21 protein-coding genes are annotated in these 21,469 nt (G+C 44.5%); 19 read left to right on the top strand and 2 right to left on the bottom strand.

Translation table 11 applies throughout. The features are described 5' to 3' along the window. Positions 1 to 12 precede the first annotated feature (12 nt). On the bottom strand, positions 13 to 741 hold the full coding sequence (locus NF543_RS13600; RefSeq protein WP_257668684.1) for a copper homeostasis protein CutC: 729 nt from the start codon (positions 739 to 741) through the stop codon (positions 13 to 15). 177 nt (positions 742 to 918) lie between these two features. Here NF543_RS13600 and NF543_RS13605 point away from each other — a divergent pair, with 177 nt between their 5' ends. The 6 genes from NF543_RS13605 to NF543_RS13630 all read left to right on the top strand — a co-directional run bounded on the left by NF543_RS13605 (position 919) and on the right by NF543_RS13630 (position 7,546). Next, positions 919 to 3,012 carry a TonB-dependent receptor plug domain-containing protein gene (locus NF543_RS13605; protein WP_257668685.1) on the top strand — a complete coding sequence of 698 codons (2,094 nt, stop codon included), beginning with the start codon at positions 919 to 921 and terminating at the stop codon, positions 3,010 to 3,012. A 28-nt stretch (positions 3,013 to 3,040) separates the two neighbouring features. Further along, positions 3,041 to 3,622: an HmuY family protein gene (locus tag NF543_RS13610; RefSeq protein ID WP_257668686.1), complete on the top strand. Its 582-nt coding sequence runs from the start codon at positions 3,041 to 3,043 to the stop codon at positions 3,620 to 3,622. A gap of 13 nt (positions 3,623 to 3,635) precedes the next feature. Continuing rightward, complete coding sequence (locus NF543_RS13615; RefSeq protein WP_257668687.1) at positions 3,636 to 4,511, top strand: heme/hemin ABC transporter substrate-binding protein; 876 nt, start codon at positions 3,636 to 3,638, stop codon at positions 4,509 to 4,511. Positions 4,512 to 4,544: 33 nt separating this feature from the next. After that, positions 4,545 to 5,591 (top strand): FecCD family ABC transporter permease, encoded by a 1,047-nt coding sequence (locus NF543_RS13620; protein ID WP_257668688.1) that lies wholly within the window; start codon positions 4,545 to 4,547, stop codon positions 5,589 to 5,591. Positions 5,592 to 5,713: 122 nt separating this feature from the next. Continuing rightward, positions 5,714 to 6,508 carry a heme ABC transporter ATP-binding protein gene (locus tag NF543_RS13625; protein ID WP_257668689.1) on the top strand — a complete coding sequence of 265 codons (795 nt, stop codon included), beginning with the start codon at positions 5,714 to 5,716 and terminating at the stop codon, positions 6,506 to 6,508. A 12-nt stretch (positions 6,509 to 6,520) separates the two neighbouring features. Continuing rightward, complete coding sequence (locus NF543_RS13630; RefSeq protein WP_257668690.1) at positions 6,521 to 7,546, top strand: hemin-degrading factor; 1,026 nt, start codon at positions 6,521 to 6,523, stop codon at positions 7,544 to 7,546. Positions 7,547 to 7,726: 180 nt separating this feature from the next. Here the strand turns inward: NF543_RS13630 and NF543_RS13635 are convergent, their stop codons facing one another. Next, the gene (locus NF543_RS13635) at positions 7,727 to 9,088 is read right to left on the bottom strand and encodes a M23 family metallopeptidase (RefSeq protein ID WP_257668691.1); all 1,362 of its coding nucleotides are present in this window, start codon (positions 9,086 to 9,088) and stop codon (positions 7,727 to 7,729) included. A 293-nt stretch (positions 9,089 to 9,381) separates the two neighbouring features. Here NF543_RS13635 and NF543_RS13640 point away from each other — a divergent pair, with 293 nt between their 5' ends. The 13 genes from NF543_RS13640 (at position 9,382) to nuoK (ending at position 21,469) form a co-directional block, all read left to right on the top strand. Then, positions 9,382 to 9,936, top strand: a complete 555-nt coding sequence (locus NF543_RS13640; RefSeq protein WP_257668692.1) for a TetR/AcrR family transcriptional regulator — start codon at positions 9,382 to 9,384, stop codon at positions 9,934 to 9,936. Between the two features lie 70 nt (positions 9,937 to 10,006). Beyond that, a complete protein-coding gene (locus tag NF543_RS13645) occupies positions 10,007 to 10,912 on the top strand; it encodes an NAD(P)/FAD-dependent oxidoreductase (protein ID WP_257668693.1) in 906 nt (301 codons plus the stop codon). A 263-nt stretch (positions 10,913 to 11,175) separates the two neighbouring features. Further along, the gene (locus NF543_RS13650; protein ID WP_257668694.1) at positions 11,176 to 11,637 is read left to right on the top strand and encodes a CBS domain-containing protein; all 462 of its coding nucleotides are present in this window, start codon (positions 11,176 to 11,178) and stop codon (positions 11,635 to 11,637) included. Next, a complete protein-coding gene (locus NF543_RS13655; RefSeq protein WP_257668695.1) occupies positions 11,634 to 12,068 on the top strand; it encodes an NADH-quinone oxidoreductase subunit A in 435 nt (144 codons plus the stop codon). The genes NF543_RS13650 and NF543_RS13655 overlap by 4 nt, the downstream gene beginning before the upstream one ends. Further along, a complete protein-coding gene (locus NF543_RS13660; RefSeq protein WP_257668696.1) occupies positions 12,065 to 12,703 on the top strand; it encodes an NADH-quinone oxidoreductase subunit B in 639 nt (212 codons plus the stop codon). Before NF543_RS13655 ends, NF543_RS13660 begins: the two co-directional genes overlap by 4 nt. Before the next feature lie 72 nt (positions 12,704 to 12,775). After that, complete coding sequence (gene nuoC, locus NF543_RS13665; RefSeq protein ID WP_257668697.1) at positions 12,776 to 14,524, top strand: NADH-quinone oxidoreductase subunit C/D; 1,749 nt, start codon at positions 12,776 to 12,778, stop codon at positions 14,522 to 14,524. 27 nt (positions 14,525 to 14,551) lie between these two features. After that, on the top strand, positions 14,552 to 15,016 hold the full coding sequence (gene nuoE / locus NF543_RS13670; protein WP_257668698.1) for an NADH-quinone oxidoreductase subunit NuoE: 465 nt from the start codon (positions 14,552 to 14,554) through the stop codon (positions 15,014 to 15,016). Between the two features lie 8 nt (positions 15,017 to 15,024). Further along, a complete protein-coding gene (nuoF, locus tag NF543_RS13675) occupies positions 15,025 to 16,323 on the top strand; it encodes an NADH-quinone oxidoreductase subunit NuoF (RefSeq protein ID WP_257668699.1) in 1,299 nt (432 codons plus the stop codon). Next, positions 16,304 to 19,012 (top strand): NADH-quinone oxidoreductase subunit NuoG, encoded by a 2,709-nt coding sequence (gene nuoG / locus NF543_RS13680; RefSeq protein ID WP_257668700.1) that lies wholly within the window; start codon positions 16,304 to 16,306, stop codon positions 19,010 to 19,012. The genes nuoF and nuoG overlap by 20 nt, the downstream gene beginning before the upstream one ends. Continuing rightward, positions 19,009 to 19,968 (top strand): NADH-quinone oxidoreductase subunit NuoH, encoded by a 960-nt coding sequence (gene nuoH, locus NF543_RS13685; protein WP_257668701.1) that lies wholly within the window; start codon positions 19,009 to 19,011, stop codon positions 19,966 to 19,968. Before nuoG ends, nuoH begins: the two co-directional genes overlap by 4 nt. A 145-nt stretch (positions 19,969 to 20,113) precedes the next feature. After that, the gene (nuoI, locus tag NF543_RS13690; RefSeq protein ID WP_257668702.1) at positions 20,114 to 20,629 is read left to right on the top strand and encodes an NADH-quinone oxidoreductase subunit NuoI; all 516 of its coding nucleotides are present in this window, start codon (positions 20,114 to 20,116) and stop codon (positions 20,627 to 20,629) included. After that, on the top strand, positions 20,589 to 21,161 hold the full coding sequence (gene nuoJ / locus NF543_RS13695) for an NADH-quinone oxidoreductase subunit J (protein WP_257668703.1): 573 nt from the start codon (positions 20,589 to 20,591) through the stop codon (positions 21,159 to 21,161). The genes nuoI and nuoJ overlap by 41 nt, the downstream gene beginning before the upstream one ends. Further along, complete coding sequence (nuoK, locus tag NF543_RS13700; RefSeq protein WP_257668704.1) at positions 21,158 to 21,469, top strand: NADH-quinone oxidoreductase subunit NuoK; 312 nt, start codon at positions 21,158 to 21,160, stop codon at positions 21,467 to 21,469. Before nuoJ ends, nuoK begins: the two co-directional genes overlap by 4 nt.

A 21,469-nucleotide genomic window follows, 5' to 3' on the forward strand; every position in this document is an offset into this window, starting at 1 on the left:
TGTGTTTATAGTCTATTGAAGGCTTTTCAGTATATCCGCTATATGGCGGATTTTTTCTTTGGAGGATACCCAAATCCTATTGCCCGTCCCTCCCACCGCATCAGTCGCATAAATCATCTCGCTTGGCTGTTCCACTTTGGCAGAAGTATGGAATGCCACTGCTCCAGTCTCCTGGGCGATCTGGCTTATATTGTCTTCATGGATACCAGATCCCGGCATAATGGATATCCTCCCATTTGCATGCCCAATGAGTGTCTTGATTAATTCAGCTCCTTCCAAGGCTGTATTCTTCATGCCAGAGGTAAGCAATCGTCCACATCCGCACGCAATAATGCTTTCCAATGCTTCGAAAGGATCATTGCACACATCGAAAGCACGGTGGAAAGTCACATGCATTGGCTTGGCCAAGACTACCAACTCCCTTGTTCCATCCTTATCCACCCCTCCGTTTGCATGCAGTAACCCGATGACAACTCCATCACAGCCGATTTCCTTACAGAACGCAATATCAGCCTTCATTTCCTCAAATTCAAGTTCTGAATACAAAAAGTCGCCTGCCCTTGGCCGGATAAGCACATGGATGCCAATATTGATCCTTTGCTGCACAAGTTTTATTTGACCATGGGATGGCGTAGTACCTCCGGCTTCCAAGTTTTGGCAAAATTCTATCCTATCAGCCCCACCTGCTTGTGCAGCTAAGGCCGATGCTACGGAATTGGCGCAAATTTCCAATTTATACATATATCTTAGCTAATTATTGGTCGCTTTTGGCTCCAAAGATAAGCAAACCACACATTCTTCCGAGGGATCTCCTGTTCTGACTCAACAAAAAAGATACATAATTAAAATAAAATATTATTTGTAATTAGTCTTAATAACTCATATGTTTGCTGCGTTGTTTAAAATGAGTCTAAATAAATGAATAGCGCATCATTATACATTTTATCTTTATCACTGATATCTATCTCGTTGCATGCACAACAAGCGAATATCATCTTCGAGGGTGATACGCTAGGAAGCAATCCACTGCAAGAAGTGGTGGTAACTGCTACTCGAACCGATAAAAAAATTGAAGAACTGCCCATCCCTATCACTACGATTACGTCAAAAGAGATCAAGGACCGGGGCATGGTAAGGCTAAACGAGATATTGGCCGAACAAACAGGGCTCGCATTGGTTGGTGATCATGGTACTGGCGTGCAAATGCAGGGTTTTGACGCCCAATACACCATGATACTTATTGATGGCGAGCCTGTGATCGGGCGCACATCGGGCACCTTGGAACTACCCCGTATCACGATGTCCAATATTGACCGCATCGAAATCGTCAAAGGCCCCTCATCTTCCTTATATGGCAGCGAGGCCATGGCCGGCGTAATCAATATCATTACAAAAACACCTAAAAAAGGACTTTCTGGTGAGTTATCCACGCGATACGGAACTAATGAATCGGCGGATGTCAGCATTGATGCGGCCTTTCGTACAGATAAATTCTCATTTTCGGGTTTTGTGAACCGATTCAGCAACGGAGGATACAGCCTTATGCCCGAAACTGGTTTTCAAACAGTAGCCCCATTTGCGGCATATACCATTACGGGGAAAACAGGTTATCAATTCTCCGAAAAAACTGATCTTAATGTATCCCTCAGGTATTATGACAATTCACAGGATGATCGATATGCGGTAGAAAGCCGGGCAGTTTCAGGAGTAGGTCTGCAGCGGGATTTTAGCTTCTTTCCAAGCCTCACACACCGGTTCTCCGATGCCCACACTTCCATGCTCCGTTTCTATCGGGCTACCTATAAAACGGAATCATCCATCAGTTATGAAGATACCGAAGAACTATATGATGAGACGTTCTTTGATCAAGGGTTTACTCGTGGTGAAATTCAGCATGACTATACTATGCGTTCAAATTTGGTACTTACAAGCGGATTGGGCGCCCAATATGAGACGGTGGAAGCCACCCGCTATGACGACAAAAAAAGCTTCAATTCTGGCTATGCCTATGCACAGCTTGATTGGAAGTTGTTGGATAGGTTTAATATCATCGCTGGAGGGAGGTATGATATGCATAATGTCTATAAATCGCAATTCAGTCCGAAATTGGCAGCAAGCTACAGACTCAACAAAAAAATCACTTTCCTCGCTTCTGCAAGCCGGGGCTACAAAGCCCCTGATTTCAGGCAATTGTACTTAAACTTCTCCAATGCCGTGGCCGGCTATAGCGTATTCGGCTATGAAGATCTCCAAGAAAACCTCCAACGATTACAGGACGAAGGGCAAATCAGCGAAGTACTTATAGATCCTTCTACCCTTTCCAAGCTCAATGCGGAAAGCTCATGGGCTTACAATATTGGTGTCCGTATGCGACCTGTGGACAACTTGATTGCCAATGTCAATATTTTCCGTAACGATGTAGACAACCTCATTTCTACCGCCAGTATCGCCATCAAGACCAATGGGCAATCGGTATTCTCCTATTTCAATCGCAACGCTGTATTTACCCAAGGCACCGAGGCGGACCTCACTTATCTCCTATCCAACACTTTGGAAATCGGGGGTGGTATCCAATATCTTGAAGCGAAAGATGTGGATGAGTGGAACATGGTCAAAGAAGGGCGTGCCTATACGCGTGACCCCGAAACGAGCCAGACGGTAGCGGTAAAGCGAAGCGAATACGGGGGGTTGCTTAGCCGCTCCAAGTACATGGCTAACGCACGGATTTCGTATTTAGAAACTCGCAGTGGAATTCGCTTGTCCTTACGCTGGAATTACAGGGGTAGGTATGGTATTCGCGATGTAGACGGCAACGGCATTATCAACCTCGATAGCGAATATGTAAAAGGGTATTCGTTGTTCAACGGTTCCATTTCGAAATCATTCCTCAACAACAACCTTCGATTGCAATTCACGGCGGATAATATGCTCGGATTCACCAATGAAGAGTATATCAGTTACTTACCCGGCAGATTATTATATGCCGGATTATCATACAGCTTCAGTAAATAATTTATCATAAACATCAATTCATATAACAATGGAAATCAAATTCAATACATTAAAAATGCTATCAGTTGCATTTATCTTGGGAGCGTTCAGTCTTTCTTTTGCTTCGTGCAGTAAAAATGACGAAGATGACAATGTCATACCTGAACTTGAGGCAGAAACCGTTGCGGATTTGGATGGTTCACAAGGGCCTGTGTTTTTCAGCCTCTCAACTGGGACAGCAGTGGAAGAATCCGCAACCACATGGGACATTAAGTTCAATAATAGCAATTTCTCATTTGGAAATGGTGCAGAGGCACAGGTGATGGAAGGTATATTTGATAATCTAGTCGTTGCGCCTTCATCAGCATACTCTATGGAAGATTTAGCCGGCATTGGGAGTGTTTATACGTATTCAGGTCCGCCCAATCATATCGTTACTCCTACTCCGGGCAGAATATTAGTGATAAAGACTCATGATAATAAATATGCAAAAATTGAACTTATCAGCTATTACCTTGGAAACCCAGATACCAATTCGGAATCATTCATCAATCTAGAGACTAGACCAGATAGCCGTATATATACATTTAGGTATATTATACAGCCCGATGGATCTACTAATTTGAAATAAAACGAGCAACCACATGGAAGCAATGAACAAAAACATGTTTTACAAGGGCTTTATCTTTATTCTGGCGGTTGCTTTCAATGCCTGCAATATATCAACCACCACCGAATCGGAAATATCCGATTCGGCTAAAATCGTATCGACCAACGGAACCTTATCTGAAATCTTGGTCGAACTAGGTTTTGAAGACAACATCGTGGGGGTAGATGTGGCCAGCACTTACCCGGCCAGCCTAAAAGAAAAACCAAAAATAGGACACAACCGTGATATCGCTTCCGAAGGTGTGCTTGCATTGGGGCCAGACTTGGTGTTGGGCATAGCTAACGTGGTTAAACCGGAAGTGGTTGAACAAATCCGAGCAGCAGGTGTCAAAATGGTGTTGTTTGAACATGAATATTCTGTCGAGGGCGCGAAGCAGCTTATAAAAGCCGTTGCTGACAGCTTAGGCCAATCCGCAAAAGGTGATTCCATCTTAACTGCTTTGGATGCCGACCTGGTCGTAGCCGATTCCATGATCGAACAGATCGAAAACAAGCCCAAGGTATTATTCATCTATGCACGGGGTACCGGCACCATGATGGTGGCCGGCCAGCGGACCCAGTTAGATAAAATGATTGAGCTTGCAGGTGGTGTAAATGCCGTACAGGGCTTTGATGATTTCAAACCCCTCACCGCAGAAGCGTTGATTGCGGCCAATCCTGATGTAATCCTCCTTTTTGATAGTGGCTTATCCAGCCTCGGCGGGATAGACGGCTTACTGGAGGTGCAGGGTATCGATCTAACCAATGCCGGAAAAAACCGGAAAGTGGTGGAAATGGATGGCCAATTCCTCACCGGATTTGGTCCACGTTTGGGGAAAGCGGTATTGGAGTTGGCAACGAAAATACATTGAGAACTTGGAAGACTGAAGCCGATAGCCAAAACGATGAAAACCCATAGCCTCATACTTTTTATACTTGCCATCGTGCTGATCATGGCCTGTACGTTATCCATTTGCATCGGGGCCGTGGAAATCAGTACATTGGAGTTATGGTCCATTTTGACCCATCGGTTGGGAATGGGTGGCGAAATATACCATACTTCACAACAGGAAGCCGTATTGTTTTCCATCCGCTTACCTCGTGTGATTTTGGGTGTAATAGTAGGCAGTGCGTTGTCTATCGGTGGGGCGGCTATGCAAGGACTGTTTCGCAATCCATTAGCTGAACCCGGGCTGATTGGCATCTCTTCCGGGGCTTCACTATTTGCTGTGTTGGTTATTGTACTGGAAGCCCGTTTTTTTAGTCATTTCATTCAATTACTCGGATACCATGCCCTTGCTATTTCTGCCTTTTTAGGTGCATGCTTTACCACGTTTGTCGTATATAACATCGCTGTCAAAAATGGAAAATCGAATGTCACTATACTGCTGTTAGTAGGCATTGCCATCAATGCGTTGGCGGCTTCGTTTACCGGTCTGCTCATCTATATGGCTACTGACGATCAGTTACGTAATATTATGTTTTGGAATTTGGGCAGCTTAGGTGGGGCCAGTTGGAAAACAGTTACCAGTATCCTACCGTTTGTGGGCATACCACTTGCTGTGCTCCCATTCCTCGCTAAGCCCCTTAATACATTGGCATTGGGCGAATCCCAAGCAGGGCATATGGGTATAAATGTGCAGCTATTGAAAAGGAGTGTCATTGTACTGGCTACTTTAGGTGTCGGGGCTGCCGTGGCCGTATCGGGTATCATTGGTTTCATTGCGTTGGTTGTACCACATATCCTTCGGATGGCTTTCGGTGCCGACCATCGCCTGGTATTGCCGGGATCGGCCGTCTTAGGTGCCACCTTACTGGTACTCGCCGATCTAGTGGCCCGCACAATTGCCGCACCCGCCGAAATACCCATTGGTATCCTTACCGCCATCATCGGTACACCCGTATTCCTTTACATTATTTTTACGGAAAGGAGAAAACGTGGCTTCGGATAATACCTCATGTAACATTTTAATCTTTTAACCGTTTGATTTAATGGTATTCAAAAAAAATAAGTTAATTTTATTCGAAGACACGATGCTTCAAGTCTCTTAGCTAATGTCCCATATCTAGAAAAATGATTGAAGCAAAAAACATAAGCTATTCGGTGGGCGGCAAGCAATTGTTGAACAATATTTCCTTTGATGTGCAGTCTGGGGAGCTCTTAGCTATCATTGGTGCAAATGGTGCGGGAAAAAGCACGCTGCTCAAGTTGCTATGCAAGGACATCCAGGCCAATTCTGGCGAGATCCGGATTCGCCAAAAGCTAATCTCCGCTTACAAAATGAATGATTTGGCCAAATTCCGATCGGTATTGGCACAAAGCAACACCATTTCGCTGTCTTTCCGGGTTGAAGAATTGGTACTGATGGGAAGGTATCCACATTTTGAAAACACACCGGCACCCAAGGACATTGAAATTGTCAAAACAGTGATGGAGAAAACAGGTATTACCGAATTTGCCAACCGCGACTACAATACACTTTCCGGCGGAGAGCAGCAGCGTGTACAGTTGGCCCGGGTAATCGCCCAGATTTACGACCAACCACGGGGATTGCTCTTTTTAGACGAACCCACTAATGGTTTGGATTTGCTCTACCAGCAGCAAATCCTTATGTTGGCGCGAAACTTGGCTAACAGTGGATATTGTGTGGTGAGCATCTTGCATGATATCAATTTTGCTTCACGCTATGCAGACAAGGTGTTGATTTTGAAAAAAGGACAGCACGTCGCTTTTGGCGAGCCAAAAGAAGTGATTACCTGCGAAAACATTCATCAAGCATTTAACATACAGGTGCGGTTGCTCAATGACGAGGAATTTAAATGCCCATTGGTCATCCCATCAGCGATATTATCTGAACAAACAATTTAGAAACAATTTATCATGGACAATACAACTATTTCACTCAAAGAACAATACCAATCGTTCAAGGCAGAAAACCCCAAGGTACGTATCCGAGATGCCGCTAAGCAATTGGGTGTTTCAGAAGCCGATTTGGTCGCCGTTGGCGACAATAACATCGCACTGAAAGCCGACTTTGAAACTATGCTCAAAGAAATCAAGACACTAGGCCATGTGATGGCGCTTACTCGCAACGACCATGCTGTGCATGAGCGTAAAGGCATCTATACCAAAGCGACCTTCAATGGACATATCGGACTGGTGGTCAATCCTGATATCGATCTCCGCCTGTTCATGAATGCTTGGCATTTCGGTTTTGCGGTCAGTGAAGGTGAACGCCGCAGCCTGCAATTCTTCGACAAGGATGGAACAGCGGTGCATAAAATCTACCTCACGGAGCAAAGTGATGTCCAAGCCTATGAGACTTTGGTAGCAAACTACCAAGTAGTAGTACAAGGAGAGGCATTGCAAACCACAACCATAGACAAATCGATCGTGGAGAATCCCGATGGTGAGATCAATGTAGCTGGCTTCCGTCAAGCCTGGCTGGATTTGAAAGACACCCACCATTTCTTTGGGTTATTGCGTGATTTCGGGGTAGCACGCCGTCAAGCCATGCGTTTGGCCCCTGAGGGGCATGCTACGCCAATTTCAGTAGCCTCACTAAAACGGATTTTGGAAGGTGTATCCGAGCGTGATTTAGAGATCATGGTATTCATCGGCAGCCGGGGATGCATCCAGATACATACCGGTAAAGTGAAAAAACTGCTACAAACGGGCCCTTGGTTCAATGTATTGGATCCGGAATTTAATATGCACCTACGTGAGGATGGTATTGAAAGTGTATGGCTCGTCAAGAAACCGACCGAAGATGGCACTGTAACCAGCCTTGAGGCATTCGATGCGGAAGGTAATGTAATCGTGCAGTTCTTTGGCAAACGTAAACCACGTATACCTGAACGCGAAGATTGGCGGCAGGTTGTAACAGATTATGCGGTAACTGTTTAACCACAGGAACCGGGAATTCGCATCATGTACATTATAAATGTGAAGATTTCCAAGATCTATATATAGTTTGTTTTATATAGTTGTTTAGTTTAGTTAGTAAAAACCCCGCTGATGTGAATCACCGGGGTTTTTTAAGGCGTTAACATATTAGATTGAAATCGCGTAACTAACTATGGAAAATCAGAGCATTTGGGCAGAAAATCCTTCCAAGATGCGGCTATTGGAAGCTATGGGTTCAAAGAGGCGTTCAATATCAAACCCAAGCGAGCCAAATAATTCCAAATTACTTTGTTTCTTTTCGAAGTCCAATGTGGCCAAGGACTGCTGATGTGTGTTGAGTATCCTTTCAAAAGCAACACGGTGTTTGTCATTAATGGGTTCTGATGGGGGGAATATTTGTGATAATGCATCCACCTGCTTGCCATGCTTCCAAAACCGGTAGCAGACATGTGGTCCTGTGGCAAGTCCAGTACTCCCCACATAACCAATTACCTGTCCTTGGCTTACCCTTTGTCCCTTTTTCACAGCCCGCTTGCTCATATGCAGGTATTGGGTTTCGTAAACATTGTCATGCTTGATTTTGACATAGTTCCCGTTCCCTCCTGCATAGGAAGACGCCGTTACCACACCATTTGCGGTAGCCACAATGGGAGTACCATGCGGTGCGGCAAAATCAGTACCCAAATGGGCCTTCCACACCCGTTGCACGGGATGGAATCTCCTCATCGTGTACCGTGAGGAGATGCGGCTAAACTTCAAGGGTGCTTTCAGGAACGTCCTTCGGAGGCTTTTCCCATTTTCATCATAATATGCTCCTGGCTTGCCGTCCTCCCATTCAAAATAATAGGCTTGATATTCTTTCCCACTATGCCCGAATATGGCAGATTGTATCCTTCCTGGGCCAATAGGGTTACCTTCCACATATTTCCGTTCGTATACCAGTTTAAACCAATCGCCTTTATTGATACGATAGAAATTGACAGCCCAGCCATAAATTTCGGCCAATTGAACGGCCAAATCCGGATTTGCACCGTTGGCCTGCAAGGCTTCATAGAGTGAACTGCCTATGACGCCTGCCACAGTCTCAATTCGTGTATCCACTTCCTTTTTATCCATGTATACATTGATGCTGTCTCTTAAATCATACACTACATAATCCACTGCATTGGGCTGGTATACAAAATAATCCGCCTTTCCAGATTCATCCATAAATATCGTATAATCATGCCCCGCACCGATTTTCCGGACATCAAAGACCGACTTCGATTTGCCCGCAAGGATTGAAATGGTCGGGAGATCCACCTGGTAGCGTTGCAGGATATCGGATAGGAATTCATTGCGCCCTATGGTATTCGTTTCAATATCATACCCATCTATGGTCAATCCATATAATAGTTCAGGTTCCAACTCGGATTCGGAAGTTTCAGGTATTGATGATACATTGTCAGGAGTGAAATTGAAAGATGAAAATATGATAAAACTGGCACCCAATACGATGACAGCAAGCCCTAAAAGTGCTAGTACATTCTTTTTTAAAGTCATTTTTTTCTGCGGGTAGTTGAAAGTCTCAAAAGTTGGTTTATTGTTAATTTAAGCCATTCACAGGCAACCTAATAGTCGCTGTATCATGTCACTTAACCCATTATTGGCACAAAGAAAACAATTTTATTATATTTCTGGCAATTTTTAACATTTTTTTACATTCTCACCCATGCCATCCATAATAGCATTTGATTCCCTAAAAAGACGGCCTTTGTCTTGGTATTTTGCAAGTTGGCAATATATAATTTATGTCTCATTTTTGAGAAATTAATCCTATATTTGTGTCTCCAAACATGAAAGAGACAAGACAAATCATCATTGAAGCAGCTATTCTCGTCTTTAACGAGGATTTTTCCGCCCCCTTGGAAAAGGTAGCAGACAAAGCGAATATCACGAGGAGAACTTTGCATCGGTATTTTAAAGACCGCAATGAATTGGTCACGCTATGCGAAGCAGATATGCAACGCTGCTGTAACAAGGCTATGAATATGGCCTTGAACAGTTCTGAAGAACCACTGGAACAATTAAAGAACATGCTTTTTGCTGCTATTGATTGCGGAGCCAAATATTCCTTTTTCCATAAAGTACATAACCGTACTGATCACAGCCATAGTCGTCAAAATGATAACTGTGCGGAGTATGACGACTTATATACCCGGTACCGGAATGTGATTTTACGCTTACAGGATAACGGTGAGGTTAGTAGATCGCTTACAACGGAATGGATTTATACCCTATTTGCGGCTGTTGTAACGGCAACCGTCAATGCGGAATCCCATGGGGCGGTAGCGAAGAATAGCCTAAAGCAGTTTGCCTGGTTTTCATTCAGTAAAGGGATTGGTATTTAAAAAAATTTACCTTTTTATGTCTCAAAATTGAGACATAAAACAATAAGACAATAAATAAATGATGATAGTTATGAAAAAAGAAACACACCATGATGCGGTCATTATCGGCGGAAGCTATGCTGGTCTTTCTGCGGCAATGGCATTAGGCCGGGCAATCCGAAATGTACTCATTATTGATAACGGTAAACCCTGTAATCGCCAAACACCTCATTCCCACAATTTTTTAACACAGGATGGCAATACTCCTACTGGCATTGCCTCAATTGGTAAATCTCAGGTATTGAATTACCCGACGGTCTCATTCATTACCGATGAAGCCAATATGGTAAATGGAGAAAACAACCTTTTTCAGGTATATACCACTTCAGGCAGGCTTGTGTACACAAAAAAAATAATCTTTGCCACGGGTATTACAGATACCATGCCGGATATCAAGGGCTTCTCGGAATGTTGGGGCAAATCGGTAATCCATTGCCCTTACTGCCATGGTTATGAATTCAAGGGACAATCTACAGGAATATTAATAAACGGGGAAAAAGCATATGAAATGGGAAGGCTAATCCACAATTGGACAGATCAGCTGACAATTTTTACTAACGGAGAGTCAACCATCAGTGATGAGCACAGGCAGCAGCTAGCTACCATGAAAATAAGCATAGACGAAAGGCCTTTCCAGTCTTTGACGCATAAGGAAGGCTACCTTGACGGTATTATTTTTTCCAATGGTGACCATGTTGAAATCAAGGCACTCTATGCACGGATACCTTTTGAACAGCACTGCGCTATCCCTCAAGAACTTGGCTGTGCCATGACAGATGCTGGTTATATTCAAGTTGATGATTTTCAAAAAACAACCATTCCAGGCATTTATGCTGCGGGAGATAATACAACCATGTTAAGGGCAGTTTCTCTTGCAGTTGCCGCTGGATCCAAAGCAGCTAGCGTTGTTAATCATGAACTTTGTGCAGGTCATTAAACCCACAGCCTCGATCTAGGGGAATTCGCTTCGTTTATCAAAGAACAGCAGGATTACCGGAAGGATAAAAAACATTTCTTCGAGATGCTCACCCAGCGCATATTCGTTCATTTGCTGAGGAGATAAGGTCCTCATTAAAAAATAAAAACAAAAGCTTTATGTTAATCTTAACAAACTTTTGTTCTTATTTTTTGTTACAATTTTTAACTGACCAATTTTGATGAGCTACCCGCCAAATCTATAAACAATTAAGGAGGCCTATTATGGGAAAAGTTAGAAACATCTTAGAAACAAAAGGCAATGCCGGGGTTTTTGTAAGCCCGGACACCAATGTTTTTACAGCCTTGGAGCTGATGTTCGAAAAAAACATTGGGGCACTTTTAGTTCTAGAACACGGAAAATTCATTGGCATCTTCACAGAAAGGGATTACGCCCGAAAAGTCATCTTACGAGGAAAATCATCAAAGAAAATTCCCATTAAGGAGATCATGACAACGGATCCCCCCACCGTATCCTCCGATACGACGATAGAAGAATGCATGTGGTTAATGACGAATCGATTTATAAGGCATTTGCCGGTAATTGACGATGGTAAACTAATGGGTATTATTTCAATCGGTGATGTCGTAAAATTCATCATTGAAGAACAAAAATTCATTATCAAAAATCTGGAATGTTATATTACAGGTAGCGAATTCCTAGACTCAGATTCGGATAAGGCATGAATAACTCGAACCCAACCAGTACACCTTTTTGGCCATTTCTTGTCTACGGCGCTTTGGTTTTAGTTTTATTGACACTCATTATCTCCTTATCTTATTTTTTAGGTCAACGCCATAAAGCGAGGGCTATGGGGCAACCTTATGAATCAGGAATACTAGAAACCGGATCCGCAAGATTACATTTCTCGGCCCAGTTTTATCTTGTAGCGATGATGTTTGTCATTTTCGATGTCGAAGTCATATTCATTGTGTTGTGGGCCTTAGCCTTTAAGGAATTAGGGTGGGTAGGTTACTTTGGCATCTGCGTTTTTATTGGGTTATTGATTGCTGTATTAATATATGAATGGAGTCTTGGAGCGTTAGATTTCGGCCCGAGTGGAAAGAAAATCCTGAAAGCTTATAAGAAGTTAATATTAAAAAAACTTGGCGTATGAAATGGTGGCTTACTAGTCCGACTGAACCAGCAGATACCTTGAAAGGAACGGGTTCTTTTGAAGAATCTGTAGGGCAAAGTGTGCTGTTAACCACGGTTCAAGATCTACTGGCATGGGGAAGAAAAAATTCGATGTGGCCATTTCATTTCGGTCTATCCTGCTGTTTTGTAGAAATGGCTACCAGCATCACCAGCAAGTATGATATAGCCCGTTTTGGAGCAGAAGTAATCCGAGGCACCCCTCGCGAAGCGGATGTCATGGTTATTGCCGGAACCGTTTTTGTAAAAATGGCCCCTATCATTAAGCGCCTGCACGAACAGATGATGGAACCTAAATGGGTCATCTCCATGGGATCTTGTGCCAACTCGGGCGGCATGTATGATATCTATAGCGTGGTACAGGGTGTGGATAAATTTTTACCAGTGGATGTATACGTTCCGGGATGCCCGCCCCGACCAGATGCTTTTATGCAGGGGTTGACGCTATTGGCCGCTTCCGTAGGAAAAGAGCAAAGGCCTTTAAGCTGGGCTATTGGGCCCCAGGGGGTGATCATGCCGGAACAACGATCACTGAAAGAAGAAAAAAGGGAGGAACGAAAAAAGATGACTGATTTACGCACACCCGATGAGATTTAGGGGTGTCATTTAAATAAATGATGATTTAAAAAATGCATTACTACGTAATGTGAACCCACAAAACTAAAAAGCATGAATAAAGATTCAGGCTTGGTCGAAGAATTGACCTCTCAATTTGGAGCGTCGGTTTTTACTCAGCAACATACCGTTGATGAGGTGATCACCCTATGGGTTCTAAAAGAACATATCAAAGACGTACTTCACCATCTTAAACATAACCTTCACGAACCTTTTGAATTACTCTACGATCTCTGTGCCATTGATGAACGTAACCAAGCTAACAAGAACGGATCTCCCTCATCCGATTTTACGGTTGTATATCACCTGCTTTCATTTAAGCGAAACTATTTTATTCGCCTCAAAGTAGCCTTACAGGGTAATTATCCCTCCATACCATCCATCAGCGCCATATGGAAAAATGCCGATTGGTATGAATGCGAGGTATATGATATGTTTGGTATCCATTTCGATGGCCATCCTCATTTACGTCGTATCCTAATGCCCTTGACCTGGGAGGGGTTCCCCTTAAGAAAGGAACACCCGGCAAGGGCAACGGAAATGGGGCCCTTCAAACTTTCGGATGAAAAACAAGACCGCGAGCAAGATGCCTTACAATTCCGGCCGGAAGATTGGGGTTTAAAAAGGCAGAGTGAAGATGCCGATTTTATGTTTCTTAACTTGGGGCCACAACATCCGGGTACCCACGGTGTTTTACGCATCATTCTACAATTAGATGGCGAAGATATCGTTGATGCCATCCCTGATATCGGTTTTCATCATCGCGGAGCAGAAAAAATGGGTGAGCGTCAATCATGGCATACCTATATCCCGTATACCGACCGGGTAGATTACCTGGGCGGCGTGATGAACAATCTAGCCTATTTGCTGGCAGTCGAAAAACTGGCCGGAATTACGGTGCCCGATAGAGTTAAAACAATGCGTATCATGCTTTGCGAGTTCTTCCGCATTGCGAGCCATTTAGTATGGTATGGTACTTTCGCACAAGACCTAGGGCAGCTTTCACCAGTGTTTTACATGTTCACCGATCGGGAGAAAATCTTTGATATTGTTGAAGCGATCTGTGGGGCTAGAATGCATCCCAACTGGTTTAGAATTGGAGGGGTTGCGCAGGATTTGCCAAAAGGCTGGGATAAATTGGTGGGCGACTTTATTACTTATTTCCCAAAAAGGCTAAGAGAATACCATCAAATGGTAATGCGTAACAGCATTTTCAAAGCACGAACCGTCGGTATTGGCATTTATACCTTAGAAGAAGCCTTGGAATGGGGCGTAACAGGTCCAGGCTTACGGGCTTGTGGCTTTGAGTGGGACTTCCGAAAAAAACAACCTTATTCGGGTTACGAAAATTTTGAATTTGAGGTTCCGACAGCGGAAAATGGCGATTGCTATGACCGGGCAGTTGTGCGTGTAGAAGAAATGTGGCAAAGTCTGCGCATCATCGATCAATGCCTAAAAAACATGCCGGAGGGAGATTATAAAGCCGATCATCCGTTGGCTACTCCCCCACGCAAAAAACAAACCATGCAAGATATTGAGACTCTTATTACCCATTTTTTAAATGTAAGCTGGGGACCTGTAATTCCTTCAGGAGAGGCCATGAGCTGTATTGAAGCCACCAAAGGAGCCAATAGCTATTACCTTATCAGTGATGGTAACACTTCTCCTTACAGGGTTCGGATACGTGCACCTTCTTTTCCGCACATGCAAATGCTGCCCTACATCAGTAAGGGATATACCGTGGCCGACCTGCTATCCATCTTAGGAAGTATGGATTATGTACTGGCTGATATTGACAGATAAAGGAGAATTTTACACACAGAGAAAACAATGCTATCACCGAAAGAAATAAAAAGGTTAGACCAAGAAATTGCGCTTGTCCCAACGCGGAAGTCGGCATGCATTGAGGCCTTGAAAATTATTCAGCAGCACCGTGGATGGGTTTCGGATGAAAGCCTTCGCGACATCGCTGAATACATGGAAATGTCTGTTGAAGAGCTTGACAGTGTGGCCACATTTTACAACCTCATTTTCCGTAAACCTGTGGGCAGGAACATTATTTTATTATGTGATAGCATTAGTTGTTATGTAATGGGATACAAAAAAATCTATCAGCACCTACAAGATCATTTGCATATCAAATTTGGCGAAACTACGGCAGATGCTCGGTTTACCCTTTTACCCAATGCCTGTTTGGGCTGCTGTGACCATGCTCCGACATTAATGATTAATAACGACCTGTATAAAGATTTAACAAACGACAATCTGGATGAAATATTAAAAGAATACAGATAAACAGCCGTATGGAAAAGCCCCTTACACAACACATCAGTTCAAACCATCCTTGGTTAAACCTCAAGGATTATACAAATGTGGGCGGTTATCAGGCTGTGCATAGGGCACTTAAATCCATGACTCCGGAGGAGGTTACAAAAATAGTTCAGGATTCAGAACTGAAAGGACGCGGTGGTGCGGGCTTCAACACTGGCATGAAATGGAGTTTTGTTCCGATGGACGACGTCCGACAAACCAAATACCTGATTACGAATGCTGACGAGATGGAACCTGGTACGTTTAAAGACCGTTTATTGTTAGAGGGCAATCCCCATCAGCTAATTGAAGGGATGATTGTTTCCGCTTATGCCATACAAGCGAATATATCATACATTTTCTTGCGCTGGGCCTATAAAAAAGCCGCTCGGATCATCGAAGAAGCGATCGCTGAAGCTTATGCCGCAGGCTATCTTGGAAAAGATATTTTAGGTAGTGGTTTTAACCTCGAAATGCATCTGCATACAGGTGTTGGCCGATATATATGTGGAGAAGAAACCGCACTGCTCAATGCACTGGAAGGAAAGCGTGCAATTCCTCGGTCCAAACCACCTTTCCCTCAGGTGAGCGGTTTATTTGGCAAGCCCACTATTGTAAATAATGTAGAAACACTCTGCAATATTCCACATATCGTCAATAATGGAGCAGACTGGTTTAAAGCGCTCAGCATGGGATCGGACGCAGGAACCAAATTATACGGTATCAGCGGGCAAGTCAATAAACCGGGCTTATGGGAACTGCCCATGGGTACGACAGTGCGTGAGCTCATTGAAGAACATGCCGGCGGGATGAAACCGGGCTTCAAATTCAGGGGAGCCCTTCCGGGAGGTGCTTCAACTGATTTTCTGGTGACTGAGCATCTTGATGTCAAAATGGATTACCAATCCGTGGCGGCAGCAGGTAGCCGCTTAGGTACAGGCACCATGGTCATTCTGGATGACCATACCTGTCCTGTTGGTTTTGTACATAACCTGGAGCATTTCTTCGCGCAGGAATCTTGTGGCTGGTGCACACCATGCCGAGAGGGCTTACCCTGGACGGAAAAAATTTTACTTTCCATTGAAAACGGAGAAGGAAGACTTGAAGATTTGGAGCTGCTGGAAATGCATACCAAATACCTAGGGCCGGGCAATACCTTTTGTGCCTTGGCACCGGGCGCGATGGAGCCCCTACAAAGTGGGCTAAAATATTTCAGAGCGGATTTCGAAAAACATATACACGAAAAAAAATGTCCCTGGGACGAACAACGAAATGGCAGTCATCTATATTGATCACCGGGCTTACGAAGTAAAAGCAGGCAAAAATTTGCTAGAAACCTGCCTGACATTGGGTTTTAACCTACCCTATTTTTGCTGGCATCCAGCAATGGGCTCCGTAGGCGCCTGTCGCCAATGCGCCATCAAACTTTTTAAGGATAAGGACGACACTCAAGGTCGCCTCATGATGTCCTGCATGGAATCCGTGAAAGATAATATGTATTTATCCATTAACGACCCTGTGGCCAAATCCTTCCGTTCGCAGGTCATCGAATGGCTCATGACCAATCATCCGCATGACTGTGCCGTTTGCGATGAAGGAGGTTCCTGTCATTTACAAGATATGACCGTAATGACCGGCCACACCTATCGCCGTTTCCAATACCCCAAGCGCACCTATAAAAACCAGTACCTCGGCCCTTTCATCAACCATGAAATGAACCGCTGTATACAGTGTTACCGTTGCGTGCGGTTTTACAAAGATTATGCTGGAGGAACCGATCTGGATGCTTTTGCTGCCCATGACCATATTTATTTTGGAAGGGCGGCTGATGGCGTACTGGAAAACGAGTTTAGCGGCAACCTTGCGGAGGTCTGCCCAACGGGCGTATTTACCGATAAAAGTCTAAAAGAACATTATACTCGAAAATGGGACATGACCATGGCTCCCTCGATTTGTCAGCACTGTAGTCTCGGCTGCAATATTATTGCAGGAGAACGTTACGGCGAGCTCCGGCAAATTACCAACCGCTTTAACGGGGAAGTAAATGGTTATTTTATCTGCGACAAAGGCCGTTTTGGATATGAATTTGTAAATAGCATCAACCGTATCCAACAGCCTATTATACGCACCAAAATCCCAGAGGCAGTCGATAAAAACAGCTTGTATGACTACTTGAAAACAGTATTATCCAACCGTACCGTCATTGGTATTGGTTCTCCACGGGCGTCCTTGGAGTCGAACTTTGCTTTAATGCAACTCGTTGGAAAAGGAAACTTTTACCAGGGGGTTTCCGAAACGGATGCGCAGCTCATGCGGACGATACTCCATACCTTAAACGCTGGCCATGTCCATATACCATCCTTAAAAGAAACGGAGATCGCCGATGCGATTTTGGTATTAGGAGAGGATCTAACCAATGCTGCTCCCTTGCTGGCACTGACAGTCCGCCAAGCGGTACACCGGAAACCCCTTGAAAATGCGCAGCAAATCAGTGTCCCCCCTTGGCATGATACTGCTCGGCGCGAATTTGCCCAAGAAGAAAAAGGACCGCTTTTTATAGCCTATCCGACGAAAACCAAGCTGGAAGCGCTAGCGGCCAATTGCCAGTATCTATCCCCAGATGAGATTGCTCGCTTGGGCTTTGCCATTGCCAATAGGCTGGATAATACGGCCCCTGCACCGCAGGGTGTGGATGAAGATACCCTACAAATTGCCCAACACATTGCCAACACGTTGAAACAAGCCGAAAGGCCTTTGATCATTTGCGGAACAAGCCTACGCAATGAAGCGATTCTTAAAGCCGCTGCCAACATCGCTTGCGCGCTTGGTACGGAAGATAAAAAAGCAAGCTTGTTTTACGTTATGGAAGAGTGCAATTCGATGGGCTTGGCGATGATGGAAGTGCCTTCGTTAAAGCAGGCAACGGAAGCGTTGAAAAAGAAAGAAGCAAACACGGTGATTATTCTGGAAAATGATCTATACCGCCGTGATGCTAAATCGGCGATAGACGATTTCCTTGAACAGTGCGAAGAGCTTATTGTGCTCGATCATCTACATCATGAAACCAGCAACCGTGCAACGGTATTGATACCTGTTGGCACCTTTGCCGAAGCGGAGGGAACCTTAGTGAATAATGAAGGAAGGGCACAATGTTTCTTTCAGGTGTTTGCACCTAAAAATGAAAATTTCAGAGAAAGCTGGAGATGGTTGGATGAGTTCAGGCAATTTAAACAGGGAATCAGTCCAGAAGATTTGCAGGCACCGGGAGATTTGATGATGGAGATGGCCGCCTCCATGCCTCAATTTAAGGGAGCAGAAGAAGTAGCTCCCTCGGCCGACTTTCGCATTTCCGGGCAAAAAATCCCTCGCGAACCGCATCGCTATAGCGGTCGTACAGCCATGTTGGCTAACATTCAGGTCAGTGAACCCAAACCTCCTGAAGACCATGATTCGGCCCTATCGTATACCATGGAGGGATATCGAGGAATACCTCCCGCTCCCCTCATTCCATTTTTCTGGGCGCCCGGCTGGAACTCGGCGCAGTCTGTCAATAAATACCAAGAAGAGGTTGGCGGCCCCATACGGGGAGGTGATACCGGTAAAAGGTTGTTTCCGGAAACTCCGGCAATCGAAAATGCCTTTCTAAACACCATCCCTCCTGCTTATAAAGCGTCGCCCGGTGAATGGCTAGTGGTGCCCTTGCAGCATATTTTTGGTTCTGAAGAGCTCAGTATTTATACCCATGGTGTTGCGGAACGTGCTCCTCATCCTTACATCGCTATCAGTCAGCAAGACGCGAACGACTTAAACACCCGTGAATATCAACTGATGCAAGTGACGATCGGAACGCTGAACTATGAATTGCCCGTTATGATAAAAAAAGAACTACCCCATGGTGTGGTAGGTATCCCCTATCATGTTTCGGGACTGATCGGTATTGCCTGGCCGGCCAAAGGGATTTTAAAACCAGTAATGACATGAATGAGGTACTTCGATATATCCTGATGGTAGTAATTGCGCTATTTGCGCTTACTACCGTTGCAGCTTGGCTAATCTGGTTGGAACGGCGGATGCTGGCCCTTTGGCAGGACAGGTACGGCCCGAATCGGGCGGGGCCTTTTGGTTTGTTCATTGTGGCGGCCGATACGATTAAGCTCTTTTTTAAGGAAGATTGGATTCCTCCCTTTGCGGATAAAAAGATCTTTGTAGTTGCGCCGGCCATTGTTGCTGCAACCGTACTCATGAGCTTTGTGATCATTCCTTTTGCACCGGGCATACTTATCGCCGACCTTAATGTAGGCCTGCTATTCTTTCTAGCCATGTCTTCGCTGGGCGTTTACAGCATTGTGCTTGGAGGCTGGGCCTCAAACAACAAATACTCCCTGCTAGGCGCATTACGCGGAGCTTCACAGATGATCAGTTATGAGGTATTTATGGGGCTTTCATTGATGGGTGTGGTGATGCTCTCCGGCTCATTTAGGTTGACGGATATTGTGCTTGCCCAAGAAAAATACTGGTTTATCGTTACGCAGCCCGTGGCTTTTGTTGTTTTTATGATTGCAGGCATTGCCGAAACACATCGGCTACCTTTTGATATTCCAGAGGCGGAGAGTGAGCTGGTGGCGGGATTCCATTCCGAATATTCGGGCATGAAATTCGGAATGTTTTTTATTGGTGAATATTTAGGGATTACCCTCATTTCTGCCATGATAGCCACACTATTCTTAGGTGGATGGCTAGGACCGGCATTCCTCCCTCCCCTTGTTTGGTTTATACTGAAAACTTTTGTCTTCATTCTGCTTTTCATCTTATTACGGGCCTCACTTCCGAGACCCCGCTATGATCAGTTGATGGAATACGGGTGGAAAATATTGTTGCCGGTGGCTTTGTTAAATTTATTAGTGACTGGTGGGATTGTATTAATGATGGATAAGTAAAAATGGAACTTGGATGACGGACGGATAGAACACGGATTTTGCGGATATACGCTGATTTCAATTGTCCCTATATCCCGTAAAAACTATCTCAACGCAGCTATGAATGCTGAGCAGCGGGATGGGACACCAAATAAATAACAAAACGATGATTAGTTTACTAAGAACAATGGCCCTCACCTTTCTGCATATGTTCAGAAAAAGAGAAACAATACAATACCCAGAGGAAAAGGTAGTACTCCATCCACGTTGGCGTGGACGTATTGTCTTGACCCGCGATCCAGATATGGGCGAGCGTTGTGTTGGATGTTACTTATGTGCCGCAGCATGCCCTGTCGATTGTATCTCTTTGCAAGCAACCGAAGATGAGCATGGCCGAAGATATCCGGAGTTTTTCCGCATTAATTTCTCACGCTGTATTTTTTGTGGCTATTGCGAGGAAGCCTGCCCCACCTATGCTATACAGTTAATTCCCGATTTTGAAATGGCTGAATATAACCGACAGAACCTTGTTTATGAGAAAGAAGATTTGCTGATAGATGGGCAAGGAAAATACCCAGGTTATAATTATTATAAAGTAGCTGGGCTAGCAATAGGTGTAAAAGGAAAGGGCGAAGGCGACAATGAAGATCCACCAATTGACATACATAGCTTATTGCCTTAAGATGGATATTTTCTTCTACATAACCGCTTTTGTGACTCTGTTTTCCACGATCATGGTCATCACCCGGCATAATCCGGTACATGCCCTGCTATACCTCGTTATTTCGTTGTTGTCTTTATCGGTGATCTTTTTCTTACTCGGTGCCCCCTTTGTGGCATTACTGGAAATCATCATCTATGCCGGAGCCATTATGGTGCTCTTCATTTTTGTGATTATGCTGTTAAACCTAGGCAAGGAAACCGCCGCACAGGAGAAAGCATGGCTTAAACCAAAGATTTGGATTGGCCCAGTGATTTTGTCGACCATTCTTTTGGCCGAATTGGTTTACCTAATCACGATGGCCCAGCCACCTTCATATACCCTGCAAACGGTGGATTCCAAAGCCGTTGCCATCTCCTTATTCGGACCGTACCTAATTGGTGTGGAACTGGCGGCGATGTTATTAATGGCAGGTGTGGTGGGTACAGCGCATATCGGGCAACAGAAAAAAACCGTGTTACATCGTTTTCTAAAAGAGGAGGAACCATCATGAACGCACCGATATCCATAGAAATGGTGATGCTACTGGCTGGAATCCTTTTCATACTGGGCATTGCCGGGGTCATCATCAGAAAGAATATCATTTTCATGCTGCTCTCCGTTGAAATTATGCTCAATGCCGCAGGCTTAGCTTTCGTTGCCGCAGGCTCGCGTTGGGCACAGCCAGATGGACAGGTCATGTTCATCTTTATCCTGACAATGGCCGCTGCAGAAGTTTCCGTTGGATTAGCACTCATCCTGCGGATTTATCATCAGCATAAATCGCTAGATATTGATAAGTTAAAAGAAATGAAAGGATAA

Origin of the sequence: Parapedobacter tibetensis (genome assembly GCF_024704835.1) — a bacterium.
Taxonomy (GTDB): Bacteria; Bacteroidota; Bacteroidia; order Sphingobacteriales; family Sphingobacteriaceae; genus Parapedobacter; species Parapedobacter tibetensis.

Coding starts and splice junctions, on each gene's coding strand:
- NF543_RS13610 (WP_257668686.1), top strand. CDS start 3,041: ATGGAAATCAAATTCAATACATTAAAAATGCTATCAGTTGCATTTATC.
- NF543_RS13650 (WP_257668694.1), top strand. CDS start 11,176: ATGGGAAAAGTTAGAAACATCTTAGAAACAAAAGGCAATGCCGGGGTT.
- NF543_RS13660 (WP_257668696.1), top strand. CDS start 12,065: ATGAAATGGTGGCTTACTAGTCCGACTGAACCAGCAGATACCTTGAAA.
- nuoC (WP_257668697.1), top strand. CDS start 12,776: ATGAATAAAGATTCAGGCTTGGTCGAAGAATTGACCTCTCAATTTGGA.
- NF543_RS13655 (WP_257668695.1), top strand. CDS start 11,634: ATGAATAACTCGAACCCAACCAGTACACCTTTTTGGCCATTTCTTGTC.
- nuoF (WP_257668699.1), top strand. CDS start 15,025: ATGGAAAAGCCCCTTACACAACACATCAGTTCAAACCATCCTTGGTTA.
- NF543_RS13640 (WP_257668692.1), top strand. CDS start 9,382: ATGAAAGAGACAAGACAAATCATCATTGAAGCAGCTATTCTCGTCTTT.
- nuoG (WP_257668700.1), top strand. CDS start 16,304: ATGGCAGTCATCTATATTGATCACCGGGCTTACGAAGTAAAAGCAGGC.
- NF543_RS13630 (WP_257668690.1), top strand. CDS start 6,521: ATGGACAATACAACTATTTCACTCAAAGAACAATACCAATCGTTCAAG.
- nuoJ (WP_257668703.1), top strand. CDS start 20,589: ATGAAGATCCACCAATTGACATACATAGCTTATTGCCTTAAGATGGAT.
- nuoI (WP_257668702.1), top strand. CDS start 20,114: ATGATTAGTTTACTAAGAACAATGGCCCTCACCTTTCTGCATATGTTC.
- nuoK (WP_257668704.1), top strand. CDS start 21,158: ATGAACGCACCGATATCCATAGAAATGGTGATGCTACTGGCTGGAATC.
- NF543_RS13645 (WP_257668693.1), top strand. CDS start 10,007: ATGAAAAAAGAAACACACCATGATGCGGTCATTATCGGCGGAAGCTAT.
- NF543_RS13615 (WP_257668687.1), top strand. CDS start 3,636: ATGGAAGCAATGAACAAAAACATGTTTTACAAGGGCTTTATCTTTATT.
- NF543_RS13600 (WP_257668684.1), bottom strand. CDS start 741: ATGTATAAATTGGAAATTTGCGCCAATTCCGTAGCATCGGCCTTAGCT.
- NF543_RS13605 (WP_257668685.1), top strand. CDS start 919: ATGAATAGCGCATCATTATACATTTTATCTTTATCACTGATATCTATC.
- nuoH (WP_257668701.1), top strand. CDS start 19,009: ATGAATGAGGTACTTCGATATATCCTGATGGTAGTAATTGCGCTATTT.
- NF543_RS13625 (WP_257668689.1), top strand. CDS start 5,714: ATGATTGAAGCAAAAAACATAAGCTATTCGGTGGGCGGCAAGCAATTG.
- nuoE (WP_257668698.1), top strand. CDS start 14,552: ATGCTATCACCGAAAGAAATAAAAAGGTTAGACCAAGAAATTGCGCTT.
- NF543_RS13620 (WP_257668688.1), top strand. CDS start 4,545: ATGAAAACCCATAGCCTCATACTTTTTATACTTGCCATCGTGCTGATC.
- NF543_RS13635 (WP_257668691.1), bottom strand. CDS start 9,088: ATGACTTTAAAAAAGAATGTACTAGCACTTTTAGGGCTTGCTGTCATC.